24 protein-coding genes and 1 riboswitch are annotated in these 25,423 nt (G+C 68.7%); of the genes, 19 read left to right on the top strand and 5 right to left on the bottom strand.

Annotated features, from left to right (window positions below):
- Positions 1-45 precede the first annotated feature (45 nt).
- The 3 genes from QM597_RS10135 to QM597_RS10125 are packed head-to-tail and all read left to right on the top strand — an operon-like array spanning position 46 to position 2,080.
- The gene (locus QM597_RS10135) at positions 46-1,407 is read left to right on the top strand and encodes a cytochrome P450 (protein WP_415004765.1); all 1,362 of its coding nucleotides are present in this window, start codon (positions 46-48) and stop codon (positions 1,405-1,407) included.
- A gap of 32 nt (positions 1,408-1,439) precedes the next feature.
- A complete protein-coding gene (locus QM597_RS10130) occupies positions 1,440-1,667 on the top strand; it encodes a FitA-like ribbon-helix-helix domain-containing protein (protein WP_415004764.1) in 228 nt (75 codons plus the stop codon).
- Positions 1,664-2,080 carry a type II toxin-antitoxin system VapC family toxin gene (locus QM597_RS10125; protein ID WP_415004763.1) on the top strand — a complete coding sequence of 139 codons (417 nt, stop codon included), beginning with the start codon at positions 1,664-1,666 and terminating at the stop codon, positions 2,078-2,080. The genes QM597_RS10130 and QM597_RS10125 overlap by 4 nt, the downstream gene beginning before the upstream one ends.
- 10 nt (positions 2,081-2,090) lie before the next feature.
- Here the strand turns inward: QM597_RS10125 and QM597_RS10120 are convergent, their stop codons facing one another.
- Entirely contained in the window at positions 2,091-2,744 is a 654-nt protein-coding gene (locus QM597_RS10120) for an MBL fold metallo-hydrolase (RefSeq protein ID WP_415004762.1), read from the bottom strand.
- A gap of 40 nt (positions 2,745-2,784) precedes the next feature.
- Positions 2,785-2,911, top strand: a riboswitch (cobalamin riboswitch).
- Between the two features lie 86 nt (positions 2,912-2,997).
- On the opposite strand from QM597_RS10120, the gene QM597_RS10115 reads away from it, so the two are divergent.
- From QM597_RS10115 to QM597_RS10040, 16 genes are all read left to right on the top strand, one after another.
- Positions 2,998-3,942: an ABC transporter permease gene (locus QM597_RS10115; protein WP_415004761.1), complete on the top strand. Its 945-nt coding sequence runs from the start codon at positions 2,998-3,000 to the stop codon at positions 3,940-3,942.
- A complete protein-coding gene (locus tag QM597_RS10110; protein ID WP_415004760.1) occupies positions 3,939-4,865 on the top strand; it encodes an ABC transporter permease in 927 nt (308 codons plus the stop codon). The genes QM597_RS10115 and QM597_RS10110 overlap by 4 nt, the downstream gene beginning before the upstream one ends.
- Complete coding sequence (locus QM597_RS10105) at positions 4,862-6,385, top strand: ABC transporter substrate-binding protein (protein WP_415004759.1); 1,524 nt, start codon at positions 4,862-4,864, stop codon at positions 6,383-6,385. The genes QM597_RS10110 and QM597_RS10105 overlap by 4 nt, the downstream gene beginning before the upstream one ends.
- A gap of 17 nt (positions 6,386-6,402) precedes the next feature.
- Positions 6,403-7,167 (top strand): ABC transporter ATP-binding protein, encoded by a 765-nt coding sequence (locus QM597_RS10100; protein ID WP_415004758.1) that lies wholly within the window; start codon positions 6,403-6,405, stop codon positions 7,165-7,167.
- A complete protein-coding gene (locus QM597_RS10095) occupies positions 7,152-7,979 on the top strand; it encodes an ABC transporter ATP-binding protein (RefSeq protein ID WP_415004757.1) in 828 nt (275 codons plus the stop codon). Before QM597_RS10100 ends, QM597_RS10095 begins: the two co-directional genes overlap by 16 nt.
- Positions 7,980-8,058: 79 nt before the next feature.
- On the top strand, positions 8,059-10,962 hold the full coding sequence (gene uvrA, locus QM597_RS10090; protein ID WP_415004756.1) for an excinuclease ABC subunit UvrA: 2,904 nt from the start codon (positions 8,059-8,061) through the stop codon (positions 10,960-10,962).
- 65 nt (positions 10,963-11,027) lie between these two features.
- A complete protein-coding gene (locus tag QM597_RS10085) occupies positions 11,028-11,264 on the top strand; it encodes a hypothetical protein (RefSeq protein ID WP_415004755.1) in 237 nt (78 codons plus the stop codon).
- A 4-nt stretch (positions 11,265-11,268) separates the two neighbouring features.
- Entirely contained in the window at positions 11,269-13,230 is a 1,962-nt protein-coding gene (uvrC, locus tag QM597_RS10080; protein ID WP_415004754.1) for an excinuclease ABC subunit UvrC, read from the top strand.
- Between the two features lie 16 nt (positions 13,231-13,246).
- Positions 13,247-14,110: an RNase adapter RapZ gene (gene rapZ / locus QM597_RS10075; RefSeq protein WP_415004753.1), complete on the top strand. Its 864-nt coding sequence runs from the start codon at positions 13,247-13,249 to the stop codon at positions 14,108-14,110.
- Complete coding sequence (locus tag QM597_RS10070; RefSeq protein ID WP_415004752.1) at positions 14,107-15,048, top strand: gluconeogenesis factor YvcK family protein; 942 nt, start codon at positions 14,107-14,109, stop codon at positions 15,046-15,048. The genes rapZ and QM597_RS10070 overlap by 4 nt, the downstream gene beginning before the upstream one ends.
- 10 nt (positions 15,049-15,058) lie before the next feature.
- The gene (whiA, locus tag QM597_RS10065) at positions 15,059-16,036 is read left to right on the top strand and encodes a DNA-binding protein WhiA (RefSeq protein WP_415004751.1); all 978 of its coding nucleotides are present in this window, start codon (positions 15,059-15,061) and stop codon (positions 16,034-16,036) included.
- 110 nt (positions 16,037-16,146) lie between these two features.
- On the top strand, positions 16,147-17,151 hold the full coding sequence (gene gap / locus QM597_RS10060; RefSeq protein WP_415004750.1) for a type I glyceraldehyde-3-phosphate dehydrogenase: 1,005 nt from the start codon (positions 16,147-16,149) through the stop codon (positions 17,149-17,151).
- A gap of 19 nt (positions 17,152-17,170) precedes the next feature.
- Positions 17,171-18,370 carry a phosphoglycerate kinase gene (locus QM597_RS10055; protein ID WP_415004749.1) on the top strand — a complete coding sequence of 400 codons (1,200 nt, stop codon included), beginning with the start codon at positions 17,171-17,173 and terminating at the stop codon, positions 18,368-18,370.
- The gene (gene tpiA / locus QM597_RS10050; RefSeq protein WP_415004748.1) at positions 18,367-19,155 is read left to right on the top strand and encodes a triose-phosphate isomerase; all 789 of its coding nucleotides are present in this window, start codon (positions 18,367-18,369) and stop codon (positions 19,153-19,155) included. The genes QM597_RS10055 and tpiA overlap by 4 nt, the downstream gene beginning before the upstream one ends.
- Before the next feature lie 31 nt (positions 19,156-19,186).
- Complete coding sequence (gene secG, locus QM597_RS10045) at positions 19,187-19,423, top strand: preprotein translocase subunit SecG (protein ID WP_415004747.1); 237 nt, start codon at positions 19,187-19,189, stop codon at positions 19,421-19,423.
- Complete coding sequence (locus QM597_RS10040) at positions 19,423-19,776, top strand: RNA polymerase-binding protein RbpA (RefSeq protein WP_415004746.1); 354 nt, start codon at positions 19,423-19,425, stop codon at positions 19,774-19,776. The genes secG and QM597_RS10040 overlap by 1 nt, the downstream gene beginning before the upstream one ends.
- Positions 19,777-19,926: 150 nt before the next feature.
- On the opposite strand, the gene pgl is transcribed toward QM597_RS10040, so the two are convergent.
- The 4 genes from pgl to tkt are packed head-to-tail and all read right to left on the bottom strand — an operon-like array spanning position 19,927 to position 25,374.
- Entirely contained in the window at positions 19,927-20,625 is a 699-nt protein-coding gene (gene pgl, locus QM597_RS10035; RefSeq protein ID WP_415004745.1) for a 6-phosphogluconolactonase, read from the bottom strand.
- Entirely contained in the window at positions 20,622-22,184 is a 1,563-nt protein-coding gene (locus QM597_RS10030) for a glucose-6-phosphate isomerase (RefSeq protein WP_415004788.1), read from the bottom strand. The genes pgl and QM597_RS10030 overlap by 4 nt, the downstream gene beginning before the upstream one ends.
- Entirely contained in the window at positions 22,184-23,272 is a 1,089-nt protein-coding gene (tal, locus tag QM597_RS10025; protein ID WP_415004744.1) for a transaldolase, read from the bottom strand. Before tal ends, QM597_RS10030 begins: the two co-directional genes overlap by 1 nt.
- Positions 23,273-23,280: 8 nt before the next feature.
- Positions 23,281-25,374 carry a transketolase gene (gene tkt / locus QM597_RS10020; RefSeq protein ID WP_415004743.1) on the bottom strand — a complete coding sequence of 698 codons (2,094 nt, stop codon included), beginning with the start codon at positions 25,372-25,374 and terminating at the stop codon, positions 23,281-23,283.
- Positions 25,375-25,423 lie beyond the last annotated feature (49 nt).

Below are 25,423 nucleotides of genomic sequence, written 5' to 3'. Positions count from 1 at the left end.
CTGCGGGACGATGCCGAGCAGCGAGTACGGACCTATCGTCGAGTCATGGACATCTTGACATCGGCTACGTCGCCGCGAACGACCACGGCGGCGTGGACCGAAGAACCCGGGCGCAGAGCGGGCTGGCCGGGCGCCGAGTGGGCCTCGTGGGCGCTGGGCCACGGCATCGCCCGAGCGGGCCTGCGGGTCGGGGTGCGCAGGGGTGATCCGTTCGCCCGGCTCGAGATGGACCCGGAGCTACGCGCCGACCCGTATCCGGGGTACGAGTCATTGCGGCACACCGGCGTGATCGTGCGCGGCCAGGTCGTGTCCGGCACCGTGAGCCACGCGGCCTGCACCGAGATCCTGCGCAGCACCGCCTTCGGCGTGGCCGACGGCGGTGCCCCGATGCCTCCCGCGTGGCGGCGGCTGCGCAGGTCCCTGATGCGTGTGGATCAGTACGGCCCGCTCGATCCGCCGTCGATGCTCGCCGTCGATCCGCCGCTGCACACGCGCTACCGCCGGCTCGTGTCCCACGACTTCGCGGTCAAGTCGGTGGCGGCGTTGGAGGACCGCGTTCGAGGCGTCGCCCGTCGGCTGCTCGACGAGATCGAGGGCAGGGGATCGGTCGATCTGGTCGGAGAGTATGCCGCTCGGCTGCCGGTCGTCATCATCGGTGACCTCCTCGGTGTACCGGCCAAGCAGCACGACGACCTGCTGAGGTGGGGCGACGATGCGGCCCGGCTGCTCGATCCGACGATGTCGTGGCGCGAGTACCGCCGGGTCGTCGCGGGAGTCGGGCAGCTGCACGCCTGGTTCGACGGTCATGTCGAGCGGCTGCGGCGCGAGTCCGAGGACAACCTGATGAGCCGCCTCGTCGACCTGGAGGGTGAGGACGCGCTGACGACCCACGAGCTGCGCGCGATGGGGCTGTTGCTGCTGGGCGCGGGATTCGAGACGACCGTGAACCTGATCGGCAACGCCGTTGGGCTGTTGTTCGAGCATCCCGACCAGCGGGCCGTGCTCCGCGAGGATCCCTCGCGCTGGGCGACGGCGGTCGATGAGGCGCTGCGGATGGAGTCGCCGGTCCAGTTAACGGTGCGGCAGGCGTACGAGGACACGCAGGTGCAGGGCGAGCCGGTCCGGGCCGGCACCACGATGCTGGTGATGCTGGCGGGCGCGAATCGCGACCCTGAGGTGTTCGCCGATCCGGCGCGGTTCGACGTCACACGGGCCAACGCTGGGCAGCATCTGGCGTTCTCCTCGGGTGCGCACTTCTGTCCGGGTGCCGGGTTGGCGCGTCTGGAGGGGCGCGTCGCGCTGGAGGAGTTGTTCGCCCGCTTCCCCGGCCTGCGGCCCGACGGTGTGGCTCGCCGCCGCCCCAATCGCGTCCTGCGCGGCTGGCAGTACCTCCCCGTGGCGGTGTAAGACTGCTAGCATTGCTGTCGGAGGTGGTGGCGATGGCGACCCTGACGATTCGCAACCTGCCGGAGAGCACCCGCATCGCCCTGAAGGAGCGTGCGGCGCGGCGCAATCGGTCCATGGAGGCTGAGGTACGCGAGATTCTGCATACTGCGGTGCACGGCGAGGTGGACTTCATCGGTGACTGGCTGGATCTGGCCGAGAGCGTGCGGGGCGAGTTCGAGTTGCCGGAACGCTTAGCGGCCCGCGAGGTGGACCTGTCGTGATTGTGCTGGACACCAATGTCCTGTCCGAACCGCTGCGGCCGATGCCCGAACCGCGAGTCGTGGAGTGGCTGGCCGACCATCGTGGCGAGGTGGCGATCACGGCCGTCACGATCGGTGAGCTGCTGTACGGCGTCAACCGCCTCGCTCCGGGCAGGTGGCGGGACTCGCTTGTGAGCGGAGTGGCGAGCATGGCGGCCGGCGCGGGCGGGCGCGTGCTGGCCTACGATCACGGCGCGGCTGCGGAGTATGCGCGGCTGCGGGCTGCTCGTGAGGCGCGCGGGCGAGTCGTGTCGGTCGAGGACACGATGATCGCGGCGATCTGCCTGGTCGGCGGTCACGCCCTCGCCACGCGCAATGCCCGCGACTTCGACGACACCGGTCTCGTGCTCTACAACCCCTGGGACGGCAGTTGAGCGCCGCGCTTCACCAACCCCGCTCGCGCCACTGGGGGAGGTGGGGGCGTTCGGTGCCGAGGGTCGAGTCGGGGCCGTGGCCGGGGTAGAAGCGGGTGTCGTCGGGGAAGCGGGCGAAGATCTTGGACTCCACCTCGTCGATCAAGGTGGCGAAGTCCTCCTCGGACCACGTCTTACCGACGCCGCCGGGAAACAGCGAGTCGCCGGTGAACAGGTGGGCGATGCCGTCCGGGTCGTCGTAGGCCAGCGCGATGGAACCGGGGGTGTGCCCCGCGATCTCGAGGACCTCTAACTCGCACGATCCCACGCGCACGCGCGCTCCCGTGGTGACCGTGACATCGACCGGCACGTGGATGTGCTCGGCGTCGACCGGACTGGCGAGGGTCTCCGCGCCGGTGGCTTCGCGGACGGCCGCGAGCGCGTTCCAGTGGTCCGGATGCCAGTGCGTCGTGACGATGCGGGCCAGGGGAGCGCCGTCGAGTTCGGCGAGGATGCGCTCGGCGTCGTCGGCCGCGTCGATCAGGGCGCGTTCGCCGGTCAGGGTGCAGCGCAGGAGGTAGACGTTGTTCGCCAGGTCTCCGACCGCGAACTTCGTGATCTCTAGATCGCTGGCGTCCTGCACGTCGGCCGGGCCGCCGACCTCGACTTCTCCGGTGTACGTCACGGGGCGATCATAGAGGCCCGCGAAGGTGCCGACGACTCCGTATCTGTGGTACCTTCGGGCCGTCTGGTGTGAGGGAACCCGGTGAGAATCCGGGACGGTCGCGCCACTGTGAGGGTCTGAAATATAAGGACCTGAGTCAGATACCTAGCCGGGCAGTAAGTCATACGGACGCGCCATCCGGCTGGACTTCCCATCGTTGGGCTTTCCATCTCCTGTCGCGTTCTCCGCGCGTACGGAGAGGTGGGTCGCCACGGTGCTGTCGTATACAGCCAAGCGGTTGGCGCTGGTGGTGCCGACACTGCTTTTCGTGTCCCTGGTGACCTTTGCCCTGGCGCACTTCTCCGCTTCCGACCCGATCACCGCCAAGTACAGCTACTTGGGCATCACCCCGGATCCGGCCGTACTGGCTCGCGAGCGGGCGGCCGCCGGCCTGAACGACCCCTTCCTCGTGCAATACGCGCGCTGGCTTTTCGGCGCGATCCACGGAGACTTCGGCGAGTCCTACGCCTACGGCGCGGACGCCGGCACGGAGGTCCTGCGCCGCTTGCCGCGGACGATCTGGCTCGCGGTCGCCACGCTGGTCACCACGATCATGCTGGCGCTGCCGATGGGCCTGGTGGCGGCCTGCTATCACGGACGCTGGCCGGACACTCTCGTGCGGCTGTTCTCGTTCTGCGGTGCGGCGATGCCGAGTTTCTGGGTGGGGCTGCTCCTGATGTACCAGTTCGCCGTGCGGTGGTCGTGGCTGCCGGTCATGGGGAGTTCGTCACCCCGGCACATCATCTTGCCCACGGCGACCCTGACGTTCTGGCTCGCCGCGCTCTACGTACGGCGGCTGCGGGGAAGCCTCCTGGAAGAACTCGGCAAGGACTATGTGGTGGGAGCCATCGCGCGCGGCGTTCCCCGGCACCTGGTCCTCTGGCGCGATGTCCTGCCGAACGCGCTGATCTCCGTGCTGCCGTTGGTGGGACTCAGCGTGGGCGCGCTTCTCGGCGGTGCCACCATCGTGGAGTCGATCTTCGCGTGGCAAGGCATCGGGAAGATGGCCGTCGCGGCGACCACGGTCCGCGACTACCCCGTACTCATGGCCTACGTGACCTGGGTGTCGGTCATCTTCGTGGTCGCCAATGCGGCGGTCGATCTTCTCGGCCGTGCCATTGACCCGCAGGCACGCCGTGCAGCGACGGGAACACGATGAACCGGACGGTCAGGAGGTTGTCGGAATCGCCGGGGTTCCTCGTCTTGAGCGTGCTGGCGATCAGCCTGATCGCGGTGGCGGTGCTGGCGCCGGTGCTGGCACCGCACGATCCGCTGAAGACCGACTACGACCACATCCTCGCTGGCAGCAGTTGGCAGTTCCCGCTCGGAACCGATCAACTCGGACGCTGTGTCCTGTCGCGCTTGATCTACGGTGGGCGCACGTCGCTGTTGATCGTCTTCGTGGTCTTGGCGATCTCCTCGGCTGTCGGGATCGGGATCGGCATGGTCGCCGGCTGGATCGGCGGGCGGGTGGATCTGGCCGTCTCCGCGCTGGTCGACATGACGATGGCGCTTCCCTCCCTGGTGTTCGTGATCGCCTTCGTCGGCATGACCGGTCCGGGTCTTTCGCACACGATCATCGCGATGACCGCTATCGGCTGGTGCGAGTACGCCCGGGTGAGCCGCGCGATGGTGCTCTCGATCCGCAACGCGGACTACATCGCCCAGGCCACGTTGAGCGGGGTCGGCCCGGCCGGACTCCTCGGGCGCTATGTGCTGCCCAACGTGCTGCCCCACACCCTCGTCATCGTGACGCAGGGCTTCGGCGAGTGCCTCCTGAACCTGGCCGGCTTGTCGTTGTTGGGGCTGGCCTCGCAGCCGCCGACCCCGGAGTGGGGATTCATGCTGGCCGAAGGCCGCCGTTTCATCCAGACCGCCCCGCACATGATGGCCAGTCCTGGCCTGGTCATCGTCCTGCACGTCATCGTCTTCAGTCTCCTCGGCGACCGGCTCAGGGATCTTCTCCAGCCCCAGACGATGACCGACCGCCGCAGCGGCTTCACGGCTCGCGCGCGCACAGATTCTCAGCGACCCCGTTCTGGGGGCGTTGTGGCACGACTCCACAAGAAAGGGAGAACATGAGAAAACACATCCTGAAGGCGGTCATCCTGGCCGTTCTATCGGCGACCTTGCTGGTCGCGGGCTGCTCCGGCGGGGGGTCGAACAACGGTCCCAAGCACGTCGACGCGGCGCTGTACTGGTTCGGCACGAATCTCGATCCTGCCGTCGAATACAACGGCTGGACGGTGCGCCGGGCCGGTATCGGCGAGAACCTGGTGACCATCGACGAGAACCTGGAGATCGTCGGCGAGATCGCCGACTCCTGGGAGATGGTCGATGACACGACCTGGCGGTTCCACATCCGCCCGGAGGTCACCTTCCACAACGGCGATCCTGTCGACGCGGAAGCGGTGAAGGCGTCCTTCGAGCGCGTGCTCGGGTTGGCCGAGCGCGCCCGTACCAGTACGGGTATCAGCAACATCACCGTCGACGGCGAGGATGTCGTCTTCTCGACCGACGGGCCGCAGGCATCGTTCCTCAACGCGATCTCCGAGCCGCTGTTCACGGTCGTTGCCGTGGGCGAGGGAATCGACTACGAAAACGCGCCGATCGCGTCGGGGCCGTTCAAGGTGACCTCGTTCGAGCCGGACGAGAAGATCGAGCTGGAACGATACGACGACTACTGGAACGGTGCGTCGGACCTCGACACGATCACTGTGGTCAACATCGAGGAGGACAGCACGCGCGCGGCGGCGTTGCAGTCCGGGGACGTGGATGTCGTCCAGCGGATCGCTGCCGGTGACCTCGATACTTTCTCAGGCGATGACGAGTACGAGCTGACGAAGACTCGGGGCATTCGCTCGCGCGCCCTCCAGTTCAACTACGACAACCCCTACCTAGCCGATGCCAATGTGCGCCGCGCCATTGCCGAGAGCCTCGACTATGAGGCGTTGGCCGAAGTCCTCGGCGACGACGCCGAGGTGGCTGCGGCCCCCTTCCCCCTCGAGGTTTACGGGTATGGCGAGGTGCCGGCTTATGAGTTCGACAAGGACGCGGCGGCCGACCACCTCGCCGAGGCCGGATTCTCCGACAGCGATGCCGACGGATACGTCGACAAGGACGGACAGAATCTCCATCTGGAGTTGACCTACGACTTGGCCGACATGACTGCTTTCAATGAGGCTATTCAGGACATGCTCAAGCAGTCGGGGATCGAACTCGAACTCAACCTGGTCGAAAACCTCGACGACGTTGAGGCCACGGGGGATTTCGATATCAAGGAGCGCAACACCCAGTATCTGTCGACGGGCGATCCGGGGTGGCTTCTGACGTCGCTCTACCATTCGGGCAGCGAGACCAACTACGGGCACTACAACGATCCGGAATTCGATGCGATGGTCGATGCGATCAGCCAGGAGTTCGATCAGGCGGCGAAGGCGAAACTGGTCGGCGAGGCGCAAACCTACATGCTGGAGAACGCGGTCGATATCTACACGGTGTCGCAGGCCAATGTCGTGGCGTCGTCGAGCGAGGTGTCGAACGTGCTGGCTCATCCGATCGACTACTACTTCATCACGAATGAGTTGACGATCAACGACTGAGGGCTAGGAGGCGGGCGGTGTCCGGCAGCACGGACATGAACGGGCTGTTGCGCGTCGAGAATCTGACCTTGGCCTATGGCGAGGGTCCAGATGCGCTGCACGACATCTCACTGAGCGTCGGCGAGGGTGAAATCCTCGTGATCGTCGGGGAGAGCGGCAGCGGGAAATCGACGTTGTTACGGGCCGTCATGGGCCTGTTGCCGGACACCGCCCGTCTTCGCAGTGGTCAGGTCCTGTTCCGGGGGCGGCTTCGACTCGAACTCGGCCGGGATGTGGCGATGATCTTCCAGCATCCGGTGCAGTTCATGAATCCGAACCGGCGTATCGCGGCCCAGTTCGGCGACATGCTTCGCGTCCACGGCACCTCGTCGCGGGCGGGGCGGGACGAGGTGATGCGCGCCGCGTTGTCGCGGCTACGGCTGGAGGACCCCGACCGGGTGCTCAAGGCCTATCCGTTCGAGTTGAGCGGCGGCATGATGCAACGTGTCGCGTTGGCGATGGTGATGAGTCTGGAGCCGCCGGTGTTGTTGGCCGATGAACCGACCAGCGCTCTCGACGCGGTGTCGCAGAAGCACGTAGCCGACCAGTTGGCGCAATTGAACCGCGACGACGGCGTGAGCATCGTTCTGGTCACTCATCACGTGGGACTGGCCTACCGGTTGGCGCACCGCATCGCGGTCATGCATCGCGGCCGGATCGTGGAGATCGGGAGCGCCGAGCAGGTCGTGGGCGATCCACGGCATCCCTACACCAGGCAGCTTGTCGAATGGGATGTGACGTGAATAGCCCGCAGTGCCCGACACGTCCGCCCGGCGATGGGCAGGAGGTGCTGGCCGCTCGCGGGCTGGGACGGTCCTTCGGATCTGGCCCTGCTCGGGTGGATGCCGTGTCGTCGGTCGATCTGAGCCTGCATGAAGGGGAATGCCTTGGACTGGTCGGCGAGAGCGGGAGCGGGAAGACGACCCTGGCCCGGATGCTGGCGTCGCTGATTCGTCCGAGTCGCGGGGAGGTGCTGATCGGCGGGGAGCCGGTCGAGGTGATGCGCCGCCGTGAAGGCCGTAGGGTTCACCGGCATGTCCAGATGGTGTTCCAGAATCCTCCCGCAGCCTTCAGTCCTCGGATGACGATGGGAGTCTTCCTGGAGCAGGGCCTACGTCACCTGTGCCGGGTTTCTGCGGCTCGGGCGCGCGGCTCGGTCGGAGCCATGTTGGAGCAGGTGGGGCTGGACGAGGGCTTCGCCGACCGGCTGCCGGGCGAACTCAGCGGCGGCGAACTGCAACGGGTGGTCATTGCCCGAGCGCTCTCGGTGTCTCCCGATGTCCTGGTCCTGGACGAGCCGACGGGCGCGCTCGACGTCGCGACGCAGCGCCAGATTCTCGATTTGCTGCGCCGTCTCCGAGCATCGTCGGGCATGGCCCAGCTCTTGATCGGACATGACATCGGCGTCGTTCAGCACCTGGCCGACCGGATCGCCGTCATGCATCGGGGGCGCATTGTGGAGGTTCTTGCGGCCGACCGTTTCGAGCGGGACGCGCAGCACCGGCATAGCCGCGATCTCATCGCGGCCCAGATGACGCTTCGCCGACGCGGCTGAACGACGACGGCGTGCCGTTCAGGGAGAGGTTGCTCACGCGCGGCCGAAAACTGTCCGAGGCCGTGGCTAGGCTGATTGGGTGGCCACTCGAGCGTCGTCGTCCCCCCGTTCCAGCATCGACCGGATCGTCGTCCGCGGTGCCCGCGAGCACAACCTCAAGGACGTTTCCCTCGACCTTCCCCGCGATGCGCTGATCGTGTTCACCGGGCTGTCCGGCTCGGGCAAGTCCTCGCTTGCCTTCGACACGATCTTCGCCGAGGGGCAGCGCCGCTACGTGGAGTCGCTGTCGGCGTACGCCCGCCAGTTCCTCGGCCAGATGGACAAGCCCGATGTCGACTTCATCGAGGGCCTGTCGCCGGCGGTCTCCATCGACCAGAAGTCCACCTCCCGCAACCCGCGCTCCACGGTCGGCACGATCACCGAGGTCTACGACTACCTGCGCCTGCTCTACGCCCGTGCCGGCCGGCCGCACTGCCCCGAGTGCGGCGAGCCGATCACCCGGCAGACCCCGCAGCAGATCGTCGACCGCATCCTCGCCTCGCCGGAGGGCACCCGCTTCCAGGTGCTCGCGCCGGTCGTCCGCGGCCGCAAGGGGGAGTACCTGGACCTGTTCCGGCAACTGCAGTCGCAGGGCTTCAGCCGGGCGGTCGTCGACGGCCAGCCGCACCTGCTCGCCGACGAGCCGCCGAAGCTCGCCAAGCAGAAGAAGCACACCATCGAGGTCGTGGTCGACCGGCTCCAGGCCAAGCGCAGCGCACAGCAGCGGCTCACCGAGTCCATCGAGACCGCCCTCGGGCTGGCCGACGGCCTGGTCATCGTCGACTTCGTTGACCTGCCCGACGACGATGCGGGCCGCACTCGCCGTTTCTCCGAGAAACTCGCCTGCCCCCATGACCATGCGCTCGCGGTCGACGAGTTGGAGCCGCGCTCGTTCTCCTTCAATGCACCCTTCGGTGCCTGCGCGGAGTGCCACGGCCTCGGCGTGCGCATGGAGGTCGATCCGGAACTGGTCGTGCCCGACCCCGCCAAGTCACTCGACGACGGTGCCATCGCCCCCTGGTCCTACAACCAGATGTCGGACTACTTCCTGCGCATCCTTCAGGCCCTTGCCCGCGAGGAGGGGTTCCGCACCGACGTCCCCTACGGCGACCTGTCCGACGAGGTCAAGAAGCTGCTCATGTACGGCCGCCCCGGCTCGGTGCATGTCGTCTACCAGAACCGCTACGGCCGACGCCGCGAGTACGACACCGTCTTCGACGGCGCGGTCGAGTTCGTGCAGCGCCGCCACGCCGAGACCGAGTCCGAGACCAACCGCGAACGGCTCGAGGGCTTCATGCGCGAAGTGCCGTGCGGTGCCTGCGACGGCACCCGCCTCAAGCCGGTGATCCGGGCGGTGCTGCTCGATCACCCCGACCTCGGTCCCAAGAACATCGCCGAGGTCGCCCGCCTGTCCATCGCCGAGGCCGCCGACTACCTCAAGGGCCTGGCCATGAGCGAGCGCGAGCGGCAGATCGGCGAGCGTGTGCTCAAGGAGATCCACGAGCGCCTGCAGTTCCTGCTCGACGTCGGCCTCGACTATCTCTCGCTCGACCGGGCGGCCGGTTCGCTCTCGGGCGGTGAGGCGCAGCGCATCCGGCTCGCCACGCAGATCGGCGCCGGACTCGTGGGCGTGCTCTACGTGCTCGACGAACCGTCCATCGGCCTGCATCAGCGCGACAACCGCCGGCTCATCGACACCCTCGAACGCCTCCGCGACCTCGGCAACACGCTGATCGTGGTCGAGCACGACGAAGACACCATCGCCGTGGCCGACTGGGTGGTCGACATCGGTCCGGGGGCCGGCGAGCACGGCGGCGAGGTCATCGTCTCCGGGCCGGTCAAGAAGCTGCTGACCAGCAAGGACTCGATCACTGGCAAGTACCTGTCGGGGCGCGAGAAGATCCCCGTGCCGCAGGTTCGTCGGCCGCGCCAGCCGGGCCGTGAACTGACCGTTCGCGGTGCACGCGAGAACAATCTGCGCGACGTCGACGTGACCTTCCCACTGGGCCAGCTTGTCGCCGTTACGGGCGTCTCCGGCTCGGGCAAGTCCACGCTGGTCAACGACATCCTCTACACGTCGCTGGCGCGCAGCATCTACGGTGCGCGCACGATCCCTGGCCGCCACCGCACCATCGACGGACTCGATCAGGTCGACAAGGTCATCCACGTCGACCAGTCGCCCATCGGTCGCACGCCGCGCTCGAACCCGGCCACCTACACGGGCGTCTTCGACCACGTGCGCAAACTGTTCGCCCAGACGCCCGAGGCCAAGATGCGCGGCTATCAGCAGGGGCGCTTCTCGTTCAACATCAAGGGCGGCCGCTGCGAGGCGTGCTCGGGCGACGGCACGATCAAGATCGAGATGAACTTCCTGCCGGATGTCTATGTGCCGTGCGAGGTGTGTCACGGCGCGCGCTACAACCGCGAGACGCTGGAGGTCCACTACAAGGGCAAGACCATCGCCGAAGTGCTCGACATGCCCATCGAGGAGGCTGTCGACTTTTTCGAGGCCATCCCGGCCATCGCCCGTCACCTGCGCACGCTCGTCGATGTCGGCCTGGGCTATGTGCGGCTCGGCCAGCCGGCTCCGACGCTGTCCGGTGGTGAGGCGCAGCGCGTCAAGCTCGCCGCCGAGCTGCAGAAGCGGTCCACCGGTCGCACCCTCTACGTCCTCGATGAGCCGACGACGGGCCTGCACTTCGAGGACATCCGCAAACTGCTGCTGGTCCTCGGCCGGTTGGTCGACAACGGCAACTCGGTCGTGGTGATCGAGCACAATCTCGACGTCATCAAGACCGCTGACTGGATCATCGACATGGGTCCGGAGGGCGGCAGCGGAGGCGGCATGGTGATCGCTGAGGGCACGCCCGAGGAGGTCGCCCTCGTCGAGGCCAGCCACACCGGCCACTTCCTCAAGCCCCTGCTCGGCGAACACATTCCTTGATTCCCGTCGGTCGCCAGCGGCGGGCTGGTCGCATGACAGATGTCGATGGGGGAATGACAGCGAACGTGGCTGATGTGGTCGCTGATTATTTGCCGGGCTTGAGGCTTTTACGCGACGACGAAGGGGAGTTCGCCGACGTCAGCGGTAGCGAACCGGGCTGGCAACTCACGGTGGAGGAGGCGCGGGCCATCATCGCCCAGGTCAAGGCCGAGTTCCCCGGTGACCAGTTGTTCGGACAGGAGCGCGGCGACGCCCTCGCGCCTCCACGCGGCCGATTCTGTCGGTCCACGGTCGTAGTCTGACGGCATGGCCGATCCCGCGACCTACCGCCCGAAGACCGGTGAGATCCCCACCGATCCGGGCGTCTACAAGTTCCGGGATGCCGAGCAGCGCGTCATCTACGTCGGCAAGGCCAAGTCGCTGCGGCAACGGCTCACCTCCTACTTCGCCGATCCCGCAGGCCTGCACGAACGTACCCGGCGCATGGTCTTCACCGCCGCGTCCGTGGAATGGACGGTGGTCGCCACCGAGGTCGAGGCGCTGCAACTGGAGTACACCTGGATCAAGGAGTTCGATCCGCGATTCAACGTCAAATACCGCGACGACAAGTCCTACCCGTGGCTCGCGGTCACCGTGGGTGAGGAGTTTCCGCGCGTCCAGGTCATGCGCGGTGCTCAGCGCAAGGGGGTGCGCTACTTCGGCCCGTACTCTCACGCCTGGGCCATCCGCGACACCGTTGACACCCTCCTGCGGGTCTTCCCCATGCGCTCGTGCTCGGCCGGGGTGTTCCGAAGCGCGCGGGTCAGCGGGCGGCCCTGCCTGCTCGGCGACATCGGCAAATGCGCCGCGCCGTGCGTCGCGCGGGTCAGTCCCGAAGAACACCGCGAGATCGTCGAGGACTTCCTCGGATTCCTCGGCGGCAGCACCGGCGTCATCACCCGTGACCTGACAGCCAAGATGCAGCGGGCCTCCGACGACCTGGAGTTCGAGCTGGCCGCGAAATACCGCGACGACCTGGCCGCCATCGACAAAGTGCTGGAGAAGCAGGCCGTGGTGTTGGCCGATGGCACCGACGCCGACGTGCTCGCCTTCGCCGAGGATCCGCTGGAGGTGGCCGTCCAGATCTTCTCGGTGCGCGGCGGGCGCATCCGCGGGCAGCGCGGCTGGGTCGCCGACCGGCCGGCACCGCTGCCGTCGGCTGCGAGCACGGATGCCGGCGCGTCCACAGCCGACACCGACCTGCCCGAACTCGTCCAGCGCGCGGTGATGGCGCTCTACGAGGACGGTGCGCCGACGGCGGTTCCCCGCGAAGTGCTCGTCCCCGTCCTCCCGGCCGATACCGCCGCGCTGGAGGAGTTGCTGGCCGAGCAGCGCGGCGGGCCGGTGCGGTTCCGGGTGCCGCAGCGCGGCGACAAGCGCCGGCTCATGGAGACCGTGGAGCAGAACGCCCAGCAGGCGCTCGCCCGCCACAAGCTCAAGCGGGCCGGTGATCTCACCACCCGCAGCCGCGCCCTGGAGGAACTGCAGGAGGCCCTGGCGCTGCCCGAAGCACCGCTGCGCATCGAATGCTTCGACATCTCCAACCTCCAGGGCACCGAGATCGTCGCCTCGATGGTGGTCTTCGAGGACGGACTGCCGCGCAAGTCCGAGTACCGCCGGTTCGTGGTGCGCCACGAGGGCCAGAGCGACGTCGCGGCGATGCACGAGGTCATCACCCGGCGCTTCCGGCGCCAGCGCGAGGAAGCCGTCGCCGACGAACCGCAGGAAGGGCGGCGGCGCTTCGCCTACCGGCCGTCGCTGGTCGTGGTCGACGGCGGACCGCCCCAGGTGGCCGCCGCGCAACGGGCCCTCGACGAACTTGGTATCAGTGATATCGCCCTCGTCGGCCTGGCCAAACGGCTCGAGGAGGTCTGGCTGCCCGACGACGAGTATGCGGTCATCCTCCCCCGCTCCAGCGAGGGCCTGTACTTGCTGCAGCGAGTGCGTGACGAGGCACACCGCTTCGCGATCTCGCACCACCGTAAGCGCCGCGACCGCTCGATGACGGTCTCCGCGCTCGACGGTATCGAGGGCCTGGGGCCGTCGCGCCGGGCGGCGCTGATGAAGCATTTCGGCTCGCTCAAGAAGCTGCGTGCGGCCGATCCGGCACAGATCGCCGAGGTTCCGGGCATCGGTCCGGCCACTGCGGCGGTGATTGCCGAGGCGCTCGCGCAGACACCCAGTACGGTGGCGATCAACACTGCCACTGGCGAGGTGGTCGAGGAGTGAATCAGGAGGTCCCGCGATGACCAAGCTCAACGAGGTCGTGCTCATCACCGGCATGACGGGGGCCGGTCGCGGCACGGCGGCCAAGGTGCTGGAGAAACTCGGCTACTACGTCATCGATAACCTGCCGCCGATCCTGCTGGACCGCACCCTCGACACGGTCGAGGCGGCCAGCGACATCGACCTGCTCGCGGTGGTGGTCGACGCGCGCTCCCGCTCGTTCTTCGGCGAACTGGACGACGCCCTGGTGCGCCTGCGTCAGCGCGGGCTGCCAACGCGCGTGCTCTACCTGGAGGCTTCCGACGAGGTTCTGGTCCGCCGGCAGGAGGCGGCCCGCCGCCCTCATCCGCTCAGCCTGGAGGGCCGGCTCATGGACGGCTTCGTCAAGGAGCGCGAGTTACTGCGCCGGGTCCGGGCGCGTGCCGATCTCGTCCTCGACACAACGTCGCTCAACGTCCACCTGCTCGGCCAGCGGCTCCGGGCGGCGTTCGGCGAGCCGGGGTCGACCGGCCTGCGGGCCTCGGTGATGTCCTTCGGATTCAAATACGGCATCCCTATCGACGCCGACATGGTGGCCGATATGCGCTTCCTGCCGAATCCGTATTGGGACCCCGAGCTGCGTCCGATGAGCGGCCTGGACGACCCGGTGCGCGAGTTCGTGCGCGGCCAGCCGAGGGCGGTGGAGTTCCTCGACCGTTACGAGGAGCTGATCTCGCTGCTCACCGACGGCTTCCTCCACGAGGACAAACACTTCCTGACCCTCGCCATCGGCTGTACCGGCGGCCGGCACCGCTCGGTGGCGATGTCGGAGGCGTTCGCCGAGCGGCTGCGCGCCCACGGCGTCAGCACGCTCGTCGTCCACCGCGACCTGGGGCGCGAATGAGCGCCGGTCCGCTGCGGGTGGCGGCCCTCGGCGGCGGGCACGGGCTGGCCGCCAGTTTGACCGCCTTGCGCCGGCTGACGCCCGCACTCACCGGCATCGTCACCGTCGCCGACAACGGCGGTTCCTCCGGGCGGCTCCGCCAGGAGTTCGGCATCCTGCCGCCGGGGGACCTGCGCATGGCCCTGGCGGCGCTCAGCGGCGACGATGACCGCGGGCAGCAGTGGGCCAGCGTCCTGCAGCACCGTTTCGCCGGCGACGGCCCGCTTGGCGGACACGCCCTCGGCAACCTGCTGATCGCCGCGATCTGGGATCAACTGGGGGATCACGTCGCGGGCCTCGACCTCGTGGGCGACCTGCTCGGCTCGCAAGGCCGGGTGCTGCCCATGGCAGCGGTCCCGCTCGACATCGAGGCCGATGTTCATCTCCTCTCCGCACCCGACCGGCTGACCGTCGTGCGGGGGCAGGCAGAGGTTGCCTCGGTCGACGGCCAGGTGGTCAGCGTCCGCCTCGATCCGCATGATCCGCCGGCCTGCCCGGAGGCCGTCGAGGCCGTCGAGGAGGCCGACTGGGTCGTTGTCGGTCCCGGATCCTGGTTCACCAGCGTCATGCCGACGTTGATGGTGCCGGAGTTGCGCGATGCCCTGCTGCGCACCCGCGCGCGGCGCGCCCTCGTGCTGAACCTGCGCGGCGACCGCGAGACGGCGGGCCTGAACGCCACCGACCACCTCGATGTGCTCGCGGCGCATGCGCCCGAACTCGGCCTCGACGCCGTGGTTGCCGACCGCAGTGTGGTCGACGCGGCCGGCAGCCTCGAGGCCATGGCCGGCAAACTCGGGGCGCGCCTGATCGTGGCCGACGTGGCTCGCTCGCCCGGCAGCGATCAGCACGACGCGGCCCGGCTGGCCGAGGCGTTCGGCGGGTTTCTGACCCCGGCATAGAGTGTCCCGCATGGCGTTGACCTCCCAGGTGAAGTCCGAATTGGTGGCCACCACCGTGACGAAGGCCTGTTGTCGCAAGGCCGAGGTGACCTCCATCCTGCGTTTTGCCGGGGGATTGCACCTCGTCGCCGGTCAGGTGGTGATCGAAGCCGAACTCGACAGCGGAGCGGCCGCGCGCCGCCTGCGCAAGGACATCGCCGAGGTCTACGGCCATCGCAGCGACATCGTTGTCTTGCAGCCCAACGGCCTGCGCAAGAACACCACCTATGTCGTGCGGGTGAGTGCCGGGGGAGACGCCCTGGCCCAGCAGACCGGCATCGTCGACGGTGCCGGCCGCCCGATTCGCGGGCTGCCGCCTGCGGTCGTCGGAGGGGCGTCGTGCGATGCGGTGTCGGTGTGGCGTGGTGCCTTCCTCGCCCACGGATCACTGACCGAGCCAGGTCGCTCGTCGGCGCTCGAAGTGAGTTGCCCCGGCCACGAGGCGGCGCTGGCGCTCGTGGGGGCTGCGCGCCGCTTGGGAATCTCGGCGAAGTCCAAGGAGGTACGGGGATTCGACCGAGTCGTCATCCGTGACGGCGAGGCCATCGGTGCCCTGCTGACCCGGCTCGGCGCGCACGAGACGCTGCTGGCGTGGGAGGAGCGACGACTGCGCCGCGAAGTGCGCGCCACCGCCAACCGGCTCGCCAACTTCGACGACGCCAATCTGCGCCGCTCGGCCCGCGCCGCAGTGGCTGCCGGAGCACGGGCGCAGCGTGCGCTGGAGATCCTCGGCGACGACGTACCCGACCATCTGCGCCTCGCGGGCGCCTTACGGGTCGAGCATCGTCAGGCGAGCCTGGAGGAGTTGGGCCAGTTGCACGAGCCGCCGCTGACGAAGGACGCCATCGCTGGGCGCATCCGCCGGCTGCTGGCGATGGCCGACAAAACCGCCGCCGAGCGCGGTATCCCGAACACCGAGGCGACGCTCGACGAGTTGGGCGACGCATGAACGGGAGCGCGTATGAGAACGGCCGGTAGGCCACCGCAGTCGCGACGGCCTACCGGCCCCGTTAGGCTGGCCTCTGACCTTGGTACATCCACTTTCAGGAGCATCACGCCGTGACCGTTCGCGTTGGCATCAATGGCTTTGGCCGCATTGGCCGCAATTTTTTCCGGGCGGCGCGTGCCGCAGGCGCCGACATCGAGATCGTCGCCGTCAACGACCTCACCGATAACAAGACGCTCGCCACGCTGCTGAAGTACGACTCGATCCTCGGTCGCCTCGACGCCGACGTCACCTACGACGACACCTCGATCACCGTCGGCGACCAGAAGATCGCCGCCTTCGCCGAGCGCGACCCGGCGAACCTCGACTGGGCCGCCGTCGGCGTCGACATCGTGGTGGAGTCGACCGGCTTCTTCACCGACGCCACCAAGGCGAAGGCCCACATCGACGGGGGCGCGAAGAAGGTCATCATCTCCGCGCCCGCCAGCAACGAAGACATCACCATCGTCATGGGCGTCAACCACGAGTTGTACGACCCGGCGGCGCACACGGTCATCTCGAACGCCTCCTGCACCACCAACTGTCTCGCGCCGCTGGCCAAGGCCCTCAACGACGCCCTCGGCATCGAGCGCGGCCTGATGACGACGATCCACGCCTACACGCAGGACCAGAACCTGCAGGACGCGCCGCACAAGGACCTGCGCCGCGCCCGCGCCGCCGCGCTGAACATCGTCCCGACCTCGACCGGGGCCGCGAAGGCCGTCAGCCTCGTGCTGCCCGAGTTGAAGGGCAAGCTGGACGGCTACGCGCTGCGCGTGCCGGTGCCGACCGGCTCGGCCACCGACCTGACCTTCACCGCGAGCCGCGAGACCACGGTCGAAGAGGTCAACCAGATCGTCAAGGACGCCTCCGAGGGCGCGATGAAGGGCTTCCTGACCTACACCGAGGACCCCATCGTCTCCACCGACATCGTCACCGATCCCGCGTCGAGCATCTTCGACTCGGGCCTGACCAAGGTCATCGGCGACCAGGTCAAGGTCGTGTCCTGGTACGACAACGAGTGGGGCTACTCCAACCGCCTGGTCGACCTGGTCGCGCACGTCGGCACTTCCCGCTGAACTGCGGGGTCCCTCGACCGTGAAGACGATCTCCGACCTGGGCGACCTCCGCGGCAAGCGGGTGCTCGTCCGTAGCGACCTCAACGTGCCCCTCGACGGCGCGACTATCACCGATGACGGCCGCATCCGCGCGAGCCTGCCGACGCTCCGCCGCCTCACCGAGGCCGGGGCGCGAGTGCTGGTAACGGCGCATCTCGGCCGCCCGAAGGGCGAGCCGGATCCGGCGTTCTCGCTGGCTCCGGTGGCCGCTCGGCTCTCCGAACTGCTCGGCGGGCCGGTCGCCTTCGCGACCGATACCGTCGGCCCGGAGGCGCAGCGGGTGGCTGCGGAGTTGTCCGACGGCCAGATCGCAGTGCTGGAGAACGTGCGTTTCAACGCCGGTGAGACCAGCAAGGACGACGCCGAGCGGGGTGCCTTCGCCGACCAGTTGGCGGCCCTCGCCGACATGTTCGTCTCCGACGGCTTCGGCGTGGTCCACCGCAAGCAGGCCAGTGTGTACGACGTCGCCACCCGGCTCCCGGCTGCGGTCGGTGACCTCGTGCAGGCCGAGGTGGAGGTGCTGCGCCGGCTGACCGAGTCGCCGGAGCGTCCGTACGTCGTGGTGCTGGGCGGCTCGAAGGTCTCCGACAAGCTCGGCGTCATCGACAACCTCATCGAGAAGGCCGACAGCCTGCTCATCGGCGGCGGCATGGTCTTCACCTTCCTCGCCGCGCAAGGTCACGGCGTCGGCTCGTCACTGTTGGAAGCCGACCAGATCGACGTCGCCCGTGGCTACATCGAGCGAGCTGCGGCGGCCGGGGTCGATCTCCTGCTGCCGACCGACGTCGTGGTCGCCCCGGCGTTCGCCGCCGACGCGCCGGCCACGGTGGTGGCGGCCGATGCCATCCCGGACGATCAGATGGGCCTGGACATCGGCCCGGATTCGGCGGCGGTGTTCGCCGAGTACGTGCGGGGAGCGAAGACCGTCTTCTGGAACGGGCCGATGGGCGTCTTCGAGTTCGAGGCGTTCGCCGGCGGCACCCGCGCGGTCGCCGAGGCGCTGACACGGACCGACGGGTTGTCGGTCGTGGGCGGCGGCGACTCGGCCGCAGCCGTGCGTCAGTTGGGCTTCGCCGACGACCAGTTCGGTCACATCTCGACCGGTGGCGGTGCCAGCTTGGAATATCTCGAAGGCAAGACCCTGCCGGGCCTGGCCGTCCTGGAGGAGCAGTCACGATGACCCGTACCCCGCTGATGGCCGGCAACTGGAAGAGCAACCTCAATCACCAAGAGGCCGTGGTGCTCGTCCAGAAGCTCGCCTGGACCCTGCAGGACAAGAAGCACGACTTCGAGAAGTCCGAGGTCGTCGTCATTCCGCCGTTCACCGACATCCGCAGCGTGCAGACGCTCGTCGACGGAGATCGCCTGTCGATCCGCTACGGTGCCCAGGACGTCTCCGAGCACGACGGCGGTGCCTACACCGGCGAGATCAGTGCGGCGATGCTGGCCAAGCTCGGCTGTTCCTACGTGGTGGTGGGGCACTCCGAGCGGCGCGAATACCACGCCGAGAGCGATGCCGTGGTCAACACCAAGGCCGCCAAGGCGCTCGCCGCCGACATGACGCCCATCGTCTGTGTCGGCGAGGGCCTGGAGGTCCGGCAGTCCGGCGAGCATGTCGCCTACACGCTCGCGCAGCTCGACGGATCGCTGGCCGGTTTCACCGCCGAGCAGGTCGCCGGCCTGGTGGTGGCTTACGAGCCGGTGTGGGCCATCGGTACCGGCGAGGTCGCCACGCCGGAGGACGCTCAGGAGGTGTGCGCCGCCATCCGCGGGCGTGTCGCGGAGACCTTCTCGCCCGAGGCCGCCGAGGGATTGCGTATCCTGTACGGCGGATCGGTCAAGGCAGCCAATGTCGCCTCGATCATGGCCCAGCCCGATGTGGACGGTGCCCTGGTCGGTGGTGCGAGCCTGCAGGCGGACGAGTTCGCGGGCATCGCGCGCTTTTACGCCCTGCCGACGATCTGAACCCGAAACCGACCTACAGGAAGCCTGTCTCGTGATCCTGCTCTTCTCGATTGTGCTGGCGATCAGCAGCCTGCTGCTGATCTTGCTCGTCCTGATGCACAAGGGGCGTGGCGGCGGCCTGTCCGACATGTTCGGCGGCGGCGTCTCCAGTTCGCTCGGCGGCTCGTCGGTGGCCGAGCGCAACCTCGATCGCATCACCGTCGGTATCGCGGTGGTGTGGGTCGTGTGCGTGTTCGCCCTCGGCCTGCTGCTGAAGGTGAACAGCTAGTGGCTGCCGGAGCGATCCGCGGCAGCCGCATCGGCTCGGGGCCGATGGGGGAGGCCGAGCGCGGCGAGGCCGCCCCCCGGCAGCGTGTGCAGTACTTCTGCGCGAACGACCACGAGACGGCGCTGATGTTCTCGGTCGAAGCGGATGTACCCGATTCGTGGGACTGTCCGCGCTGCGGCCTGCCGGCGAGCGTTGATGCCGCGAACCGGCCGACCGCGCCGAAGACCGAGCCGTACAAGACGCATTTGGCTTACGTGAAAGAACGCCGCAGCGACGACGAGGCCAAGCAGATCCTCGACGAAGCGCTGCAGTTGCTTCGTTCCCGCCGCAAGTCCGGTGAACTGATCTTCTGAGGTTCCGCCGGATAGGTGAATTCGGTCCCTGAGGTGCGAGCTTGCGAGCCTCGAAGGGACCCACCCGCAGCGGGGCTTCGAGGCTCGCTCGCACCTCAGCCAGCGGGCCTATGGGCGCGTGTTTTGAGAGGTTCCGCCGGTAGGTGAACCTCAGGGGCCGGTGAGGTCCGCTTTCGAGGCTGCGGCGGGGTCGAGGAACCAGCGGGTCTCGGCCCGGCCCTGGACGCCGCGGGCGGGGGTTTCGGCCACGCTGCCTTCGGTGGCCAACGCGCGGGCAACGGCCTCGGCCTTGCCCTCGCCGCTGGCCACGAGCCACACGGCATCGGCGTCGTTGAGGGCCGGATAGGTCAGCGTGATCCGCTCCGGCGGCGGCTTGGGGGAGCCGAACACTTCGACGACCCGGCGGCGCGTTTCGGTCAATTGGGCGAAGCCGGGGAACAGCGACGCGACATGCCCGTCGGGTCCGAGGCCGAGCAGCATGACGTCGAAGCCGCCCTCGGGCAGGCTCGTCGCGTAGTCGTCCGCAGCGTCGGCCATCGACCGGTCGCAGCCGTGCGCCGGCATCGGATGGATATGCTCCGGCGGGACCGCGAGCCGGTCCAGGAATGCCTCGCGCGCCTGGACGGCGTTGCGATCCGCATGTCCCTCGGGCACGAAACGTTCGTCGCTCCACCAGAACTTGACCCGCGACCAGTCGGCCTTACCGGGGCCGAGTCGCCGGTATGCCTCGGCAGCGATGGTCCCGCCGGTCAAGGCGATACGCGCGACGTTACCGCCTGCCTGTACTGCGGCGATGCGTTCGGTCAACGCGGCGGCCAGGGTCCCGGCCGGATCGTCGGTGACGATCACGCCAGCAACTCGCGCAGCCGGGCCAGCCCCTGCGCGACATCGGTCAGGTGCAGCCGTAGCACAGGACGCCCGCGCTCGGCGAGCACTTGCCCGTCGCCGACGGCCTGGGCCGTGATGAATCCGCCGAAGGTGAAGTCGCGGTCCGGGACCTCGAGGTCGGGATCGTTGGCACCGGTGACCTGAAGGAAGACCCCGGTCGGGGCACCGCCCTTGTGGTACTGGCCGGTCGAGTGCAGGAAGCGCGGACCCCAACCGAAGGTCACCGGTCGGCCGAGCCGTTCGCTCAGCGGCACCCGGACGGCCGCCAGGTCGGCGTGCGACCAGCGGTCGAGGTAGACCTGGACCGCGAGGTAGCCGGCCGCCGGGTCCACGGCGGCGAACAGTTCGGTCAGGGCGTCCTCGGCGGTGGCGGCCTCGGTGCCGAACAGCTCGATGACTCCGTCGACGGCCGCTGGGGCGGGCAACTCGACGTCACCGCCGAGCAGGCTGCGGGCGGCCTTCTTGGCGCTCTCGACATCGGGCTGGTCGAAGGGATTGATGTCGATGATCTCGCCCGCGACGGCCGTAGCGACCTCCCACAGGAGCATCTGTGCACCGAGGTCGAGGTCGATGGCTGCGGCGTATCCGGAGGGGCAGTCGGGCAGTTCTTCGGTGCCGATGGCGACCACGAGGCAGTCCGGTGTCACAGCGCCGACGGCCTCCGGCGTGGCGACGACCGGCAGGATGCCGCGTCCGTCCTTGCCGGTCGACTCGGCGACGAGTTGTTCGATCCAGTCGCCGATGCCATGGCCGGTGTGATCGACCAGGACGAGTTTGTCGACGTCGTTGTCGGCGGCGACCCCGAGCAGGACACCGAGCCGCAACGCGAGGTTCTCCACCGAGTCGCCGGTGTAGTCCTCATGCACGGCGGCGGCCTGCTCCAGCAGCGGAGCCAACGGCACCCCGGCCAGCCCGCACGGGACGAGACCGAAGGCCGAGAGCGCCGAGTAGCGCCCGCCGACCTGCGGATCGGCACGGAAGACGCGGTATCCGGCCGCAGTCGCGTATTCGTCCAGCGGCGAACCGGGATCGGTGACGACGACCAGGTGATCGCGGGCCGCCGCCCCGTACACCTGCTCGAAAGCGCGGCGCTGGCTGTCGGTTTCGACAGTGCCGCCGGACTTGCTCGCCACCACGACGACGGTGTTCTCCGGGCGGTCGGCGACGGCGCGGCGCACCATGCTCGGATCGGAGGAGTCCAGCACGGTCAGGGCGACCCCCGCGCTCGCGCAGATGACTTCGGGTGCCAGGGAGGACCCGCCCATCCCGCACAGCACGACGTGATCGAGTCCGGCGCTCTTGAAGTCGTCTCGCGCCGCCGCGATGCGCGGCAGCAGGGGCCGGGAGGTTTTCGCCAGGTCGATCCAGGCCAGCCGTTGCGCGGCCTCCGCCTCGGCGGCCGGACCCCAGAGCGTGTGATCGCGGGCACCGAGCCGCGACGCGAACTTGTCCTTCACCAGCCGCCGGAGCACGGCCTCGTAGGCGCGGACCGGAGCCGAGACGTGAACGGTTCCCACGATCAGGCCCCCGCGAGTGCGTCGCCGACGGTCGACACGAGATCGGACCAGGAATCGTCGAACTTCTGCAGTCCCTCGGTCTCCAGCACCTCGACCACCTCCTCGTAAGGGACGCCGGCATCGGCCAGCGCGTCGATGGTCTGCTGCGCCTCGGCGGCGGTGCCGGTCACGGTGTCGCCGTGGACCTCGCCGTGGTCGGCGAAAGCCTCCAGGGTCTTCGCCGGCACCGTGTTGACTGTTCCGGCGACGACGAGTTCGCTGAGATAGAGGGTGTCGGGCAGGGCCGGGTCCTTGACGCCGGTGGACGCCCACAGCGGACGCTGGGGATGCGCTCCGGCGGCGGCGAGGGCCGCGAACCGCTCACCCTCGAAGACCTCCTGGTAGGCCGCGTAGGCGAGCCGGGCGTTGGCGAGGGCGGCGGTGCCGCGCAGCGGGCTGTCGGCGGGCAGGCGGCGGTCGACCTCGGTGTCGACGCGGCTGACGAAGAACGAGGCGACCGAGTGGATGCCCGCCAGGTCGTGCCCATTGGCCGCAGCCCGCTCCAAGCCGTCGAGGTAGGCGTCCATGACCCCGCGGTAGCGCTCCAGCGCGAAGATCAGTGTCACGTTGACGCTGATGCCGCGCGCGATGGTCTCGGCGATGGCGGGCAGGCCCTCCTCGGTCGCGGGGATCTTGATCATCGCGTTCGGCCGGTCGACGCGCTCCCACAACTGCTGCGCCATCGCCACGGTCGCCTCGGTGTCGCGGGCCAGACCCGGCTCGACCTCGATGGACACGCGCCCGTCGACGCCGCCCGTGGCGTCGTAGACGGGACGGAGCACATCGCACGCCCGCTGAACATCGGTGCAGGTCAACTCGAAGATCGCCTCGCCCACGTCGGTGCCGGCCGCCTTCAACTCGGCCACCTGACCGGCGTACCGCGTGCCGTCGGCCAGCGCGGCGGCGAAGATCGTCGGATTGGTGGTGACGCCGACGATATTGCTGTCGGCGACCATCGCGGCGAGGTTGCCCGAGTCGAGGCGCTCGCGGGACAGATCATCGAGCCAGAGGGAGACTCCGGCATCGGACAGGGCCTGCAGTCGTGCGTTCATCGGTGCTCCTATCGAGCGGCGGCGAGGGATGCGGTGGCGGCCTCGGTAACGGCTTCGGCGGTGATGCCGAATTCGGAGTAGAGACGCTGGTAGTCGGCCGAAGCGCCGAAATGGTCCAGGCTGACGATGCGCCCGGCGTCGCCGACCAACTCGCGCCAGCCGAGCGCTACGCCCGCCTCGACCGCGACCCGCGCCCGGACGGCTGGCGGTAGGACGCTGTCGCGGTACTCGGCGTCCTGGGCCTCGAACCATTCGCGCGACGGCATCGACACGACCCGCGCGCCGACACCCTGAGCGGCCAGCTGTTCGCGGGCGGCCACGGCGAGCTGCACCTCCGATCCGGTGGCCAGGAGGATCACGTCCGGCTCGCCGCCGGGGGTGTCGATCAGCGTGTAGGCACCGCGGGCGGCCAGGGAGGCCTCGCCCCATTCGCCGCCGCGCGGGAAGACCGGGAGGTTCTGGCGGCTCAACGCGAGGGCAGCCGGACGCTCGTGCTGGGCGACGACGGCCTTCCAGCAGGCGATGGTCTCGTTGGCGTCGGCTGGGCGGATGACGTCGAGGCCGGGGATGGCTCGCAGCGAGGCCAGATGCTCGACCGGCTGATGGGTGGGGCCGTCCTCGCCCAGGCCGATGGAGTCGTGCGTCCAGACGTAGGTGACCGGCAGTTGCTGCAGCGCCGAGAGCCGGACCGCCGGGCGCATGTAGTCGCTGAAGACGAGGAAGGTGCCGCCGTAGGGCCGCGTCGGGCCGTGCAGGGCGATGCCGTTGAGGATCGACCCCATCGCGTGTTCGCGGATGCCGAAGTGCAGTACCCGGCCGTACCAGTCGCCGGTGAACTTGCCGGTCGAGCGGCGCGGCGGCAGGAAGGACGGCTGGCCCTTCGGGGTGGTGTTGTTCGAGCCGGCCAGATCGGCCGAACCGCCCCACAACTCGGGCAGGTGCGGCGCGGCGGCGGTCAGGAAGTCACCGGAGGCGACCCGTGTGGCGACGCCCTTCTCGGAGGGTTCGTAGACCGGCAGGTCGGCGTCCCAGCCGTCGGGCAGTTCGCGGACGCTCAGGCGGTCGAGCAGCGCCGCAGCCTCGGGGTGGGTGGCGCTCCAGGCGTCGAAACCCGTGGCCCAGGCCGCATGGGCGGCCCGTCCACGCTCGCGCGACGCCTCGATGTTGGCGAGCACGGCGTCCTCGACGACGAAACTCTCCCCGGTGGGAAAGCCCAGGATCTCCTTGGTGGCGGCGATCTCCTCGGCACCCAGGGCCGAACCGTGGGAGGCTCCGGTGTTCTGCGCGTTCGGCGCCGGCCAGGCGATGATCGTGCGCAGGACGATCAGGCTCGGCTTGCCGGTCTCGGCCTGCGCCGCCGAGATCGCCTCCCACAGGGCGGGCACGTCCTCGCGATACTCGGCACCGGCCCGCCAGTCGACGGTCTGCACGTGCCAGCCGTAGGCGGCGTACCGGGCGGCGACGTCCTCGCTGAAGGCGACGTCGGTGTCGTCCTCGATGGAGATCTGGTTGTCGTCGTAGATCACCGTGAGGTTGCCGAGCTCCTGGTGCCCGGCGAGGGAGGACGCCTCGCCGGAGACGCCCTCCTGCACATCGCCGTCGGAGGCCAGCACGTAGACGTGATGGTCGAACGGACTCTGTCCGGCCGGGGCACCCGGGTCGAGGAGGCCGCGCTCGCGGCGAGCCGCCATCGCCATGCCGACGGCGTTGGCGATGCCCTGGCCGAGCGGGCCGGTCGTCACCTCGACGCCGGGGGTGTGTCCGTGCTCCGGGTGGCCGGGGGTCTGGCTGCCCCAGGTGCGCAGGCTCTTGAGGTCGTCCAGGCTCATCGGGTAACCGGCGAGGTACAACTGCACGTATTGCGTCAGGCTCGAATGGCCGCACGACAGGACGAACCGGTCCCGGCCGATCCAGGCCGGATCGGCGGGGTCGTGCCGCATGACCTTCTGGTACAGCAGGTAGGCCGCAGGGGCCAGGCTCATTGCGGTGCCGGGGTGGCCGTTGCCGACTTTCTGCACCGCGTCGGCGGCGAGGAGACGGGCGGTGTCGACGGCACGCGCGTCGAGTTCGGACCAGTCGAGAGGGGCGGGGGCAGAGGTCACGAGCAGATCTCCTCGGAAGGGCGGACCGTGGGTCACATCGAGCCTACTC

It is taken from the genome of Aeromicrobium sp., assembly GCF_047607065.1.
Classification (GTDB): Bacteria; Actinomycetota; Actinomycetes; order Propionibacteriales; family Nocardioidaceae; genus Aeromicrobium.
The sequence above is the reverse complement of the archived record's forward strand: the minus strand, read 5'-3'. Positions and strand labels throughout refer to the sequence as shown.